At 63.4% G+C, this 3,632-nt stretch carries 3 protein-coding genes; all 3 read left to right on the top strand.

The window, feature by feature from the left end; all coding sequences use genetic code 11:
- Positions 1-649: SDR family oxidoreductase (locus L979_RS12620; RefSeq protein ID WP_047692562.1), on the top strand; the 649-nt coding region annotated here is incomplete at its 5' end.
- 3 nt (positions 650-652) lie between these two features.
- A complete protein-coding gene (locus L979_RS12615; RefSeq protein WP_081994486.1) occupies positions 653-1,570 on the top strand; it encodes a 1-acyl-sn-glycerol-3-phosphate acyltransferase in 918 nt (305 codons plus the stop codon).
- Between the two features lie 93 nt (positions 1,571-1,663).
- On the top strand, positions 1,664-3,400 hold the full coding sequence (locus L979_RS12610) for an FAD-binding oxidoreductase (RefSeq protein ID WP_047692560.1): 1,737 nt from the start codon (positions 1,664-1,666) through the stop codon (positions 3,398-3,400).
- The last annotated feature ends 232 nt before the right edge of the window (positions 3,401-3,632 follow it).

The raw sequence follows: 3,632 nt of genomic DNA, 5'->3' as shown, positions 1-3,632 counted from the left end.
CCATGACCGGTACCGCGTCAACGTGGAGACCATCACCGCAGATCTGGCGGACCGCGACGACGTCGACCGCGTTGCCGCCCGTCTTGAGGATGCTGACCACCGGGTTGATCTGCTGATCAACAATGCCGGATTCTCTGTCAAGGGCCCCATTGCCGGCCCGGACCACGATCTTCAGGACGCCGGATTCGACGTCATGTGCCGCGCCGTCCTGGTGCTCTCCTCGGCTGCTGCCCGGACCATGGCCGCACGCGGCGAGGGCTGGATCCTCAACGTTTCCTCCGTGGCGGGTGCTGTGTCCATGGGCCCTTACTCCGCCATCAAGGCCTGGACCACCACATTCACGGAATCCTTGGCCGTGGAGCTCAAGGGAACCGGCGTGAAAGTCACAGCACTGCTGCCCGGATGGGTGCGTACCGAGTTCCACGCCCGCGCCGGCATCAGCGGCTCGTCCATTCCCAACTGGCTGTGGCTGCGGGCGGACAAGCTCGTGGAGGAAGCCTTGGAGGACCTGATCCGCGGCAAGGTCATTTCCGTACCGACCCTGAGGTACAAAGTGCTCATGGGGCTGGTCAAGGTGGCACCGCGGCCCATCATCCACACTGCTTCCGGATTGCTCAACGGCGCACGCGCCCGGGAAAAGAAAGCATGAGCCATGACTGACCAGGACCGCGAGCCCACCGCCCACTCCGGTGAACCGCATTCACGTCACGACGACGACGCCGCAGCCGCCGAGCAGCAGAAGAACCCCGCAACCGACCGTCTGAAGGTCATCTCCCAGTGGCGCCCGTGGGAGCCCTCGGAGCCTGCGCCCTACGTCCTGGACAGCATCGATGCCCACGGGGCTCCCCCTGAGGACCACGGACCCACACCAGTGGCGCCTCCGGCGGAATCTGCTCAGATCGGTCTTGAACATTTCACGGATCCGGGGCGTCGTCGTATGCGCGCCATCGCCCGCAAGATCTTCTTCAACGGCCTGGTGGATCGGACCATCACGCGTCGGGTGGAGCGCAAGCCGGGTGCTGAGGTCCTCAGCGGTGCCTGCGTGGTGGTGGCCAATCACTCCAGCCACCTGGATGCCCCGCTGATCATGAGTTCCCTCCCCGTGAACCTGCGTCAGCACGTGGCCACGGGTGTTGCCGCTGACTACTTCTTCACCACCTGGTACAAGAAGCTGTTCACCCAGCTGGTGTTCAACGCCTTCCCCATTGACCGCAAGGGAGCCGGCGAAAACCGCGGGCTGTCCCGCAAGTTGCTCAGTGCCGGAATCCCCGTCCTGGTGTTCCCTGAAGGAACTCGCTCCAAGGACGGCCGCATGCGCGAATTCAAGGTGGGAGCTGCAGCACTTGCCTCCTCCATCAAGGTGCCGGTCCTGCCCGTGGCCCTGATCGGTGCACACGAGGCCATGCCCCGGGACACCTCCTGGCCCAGACGCGGTCGCCCGCCGGTCGTCGTCGCCATTGGTGAGCCCCTCACCGTCAGAGAGAACGAGTCAACGGTCGCTTTCAACGAGCGCATCCAGGCCACGGTGCGCTCTCTCTACCGGGAGTACCGTCCGCTGATCGATCAGTGACCGCGTTCGGCGCAACCCGGGGCCACGGTTTCCGGTGGTGGATGGCTTGGCGCGTAGAGTCGAACACTGAATCCGCACGGAAATGAGGTAGTAGTGCCAAACGTCAAGCATCAGAAGTGGTGGGGCTGGGGCGAGGAGAACGTCTTCTTCACCTGGCAGAACAAGCCGGCATTCGCACCCATGGTCAAACGCGCCATCGGCATTGATCTGCGGCCCCGTCAGCGCGACACCGTGGACTTTGCCACCGCACAGGTACCCGAGACCCGCATCTCCACGGAGCAGTTGGAGATCTTGAATGGGATTCTCGGTGCGGACAACGCCGTGACCGAGGACCACACGCGCGTGGTCCACTGGGCAGGCAAGGCCGTCACGGACATCCTCAAGACGCTGCAGAACCGCTTTGACCGCATTCCCGACGTCGTGGTCTACCCCGGTTCTGAGGACGAGGTCCAGGCCCTGGTGGATGCCGCCGTGGAACTGGATCTGGTGCTCATTCCCTTTGGCGGAGGCTCCAGCATCTCTCGCAGCCTGCAACCGCGCCCGGAAGAGGAGCGGACCGTTGTGTCCGTGGATCTGGGCCGATTGAACAAGGTCCTGGAGATCGACGAAACCTCCGGACTGGCCCGCATCCAGGCCGGTGTGCTCGGACCGGACATGGAAGAGCAGCTGAACTCCCGCGGATGGACCCTGGGGCACTTCCCGGACTCCTTCAACCACTCGACTCTGGGTGGTTGGGCCGCCACACGCTCCTCCGGCATGCAGTCGGACAAGTACGGGGACATCGCGGACATCATCCGCGGCATGAACGTGGTCCGTCAAGGCGGTCTGGTCACGTTGCGCCCACTGCCCTCCACCTCCACTGGCCCGTCCCTGCGGGAGATGTTCATCGGTTCTGAAGGCCGCCTGGGCATCATCACGGAGCTCTGGGTGCAGGTGCACCGGGAGGCTGAGCAGCGCGAGGTCATCGCCTACATGTTCCCCACCTGGCAACAGGGACTCACAGCCATGCGCAAGATCCATGAGGCGGAAGTGCACACCACTTTCGCCCGGATCTCAGATGCTCACGAAACTGAGTTTTCTCTGGCCACCCAGAAGGCTCCTACTTCCCTCAAGAAGACCATCTCCGCCAAGGGGCAGGACGCACTGTGGGCGGTCATGCGCAAGCGCGGCTGGGACACCAAGGCCATGTGCATCGCTTATGTCTGCTACGAGGGCAGCAAGGACGACGTCGCCCGCAAGAAGAAGACCGTGGCTGGCATTGCCAAGGGCCAGGGTGCACTGATTCTGGGCTCCGGCCCTGGCGCTCTCTACGATCAGAAGAAGTTCGACACCCCCTACCTCCGCGATTTCCTGCTGGAGCAGGGCGTGATCGGAGATGTGTCTGAGACTGCTGCTCCGTGGTCACAGCTGACCACGGTTCACGAAAACGCTTACGCGGCCGCCCAGTCCGCCTTTGAGGAGCTGGGCAAGACCGGCTGGATCATGAGCCACATGTCCCACTCGTACCACGCGGGGGCATGCCTCTACTTCACGTTCGCCTTTGAGATCTCAGATAACGTGGACCACGAATACGCCTTGGTGAAGACCCGCATCCAGCAGTCCTTCATCGACTCCGGCGCAACCCTGTCTCACCACCACGGGGTGGGCGCAGAGCACAGCCCGTGGATGGAGCAGGACGTCTCCCCCGCCGGCGCAGATCTGATGCGCGGGTTGTTCGCCACCGCTGATCCCGGTCAAAACTTCAACCCCGGCAAGATCCTGGACTCCCCGGACACCCTCTACCGGGCTCTTGGCCAGGACCAGCCGCCGGCCCCAGGTGCGCAATCCTGAGGCCTTGAATGGGTGGTGACTCGTCCAAGTAGTCACCACCCTCTGCCAACGAGAAACCCACAGGCGCTTCGTACCTTCAACCACCAGGCGCTTACGGGACCAGAGTTCCTAATCACTCCCATTGGGTGGTCAGTTTCCTGGCCCATCAACACTGATGTGCCAGGAAACTGACCACTCAACCAGCACACCCAGCACCAGCACACCCCACCACAAACCCCCACCCCCAAGGGGG

The sequence above is a fragment of the Kocuria sp. ZOR0020 genome (genome assembly GCF_000800955.1).
GTDB lineage: Bacteria > Actinomycetota > Actinomycetes > Actinomycetales > Micrococcaceae > Kocuria > Kocuria subflava.
The sequence above is the reverse complement of the archived record's forward strand: the minus strand, read 5'-3'. Positions and strand labels throughout refer to the sequence as shown.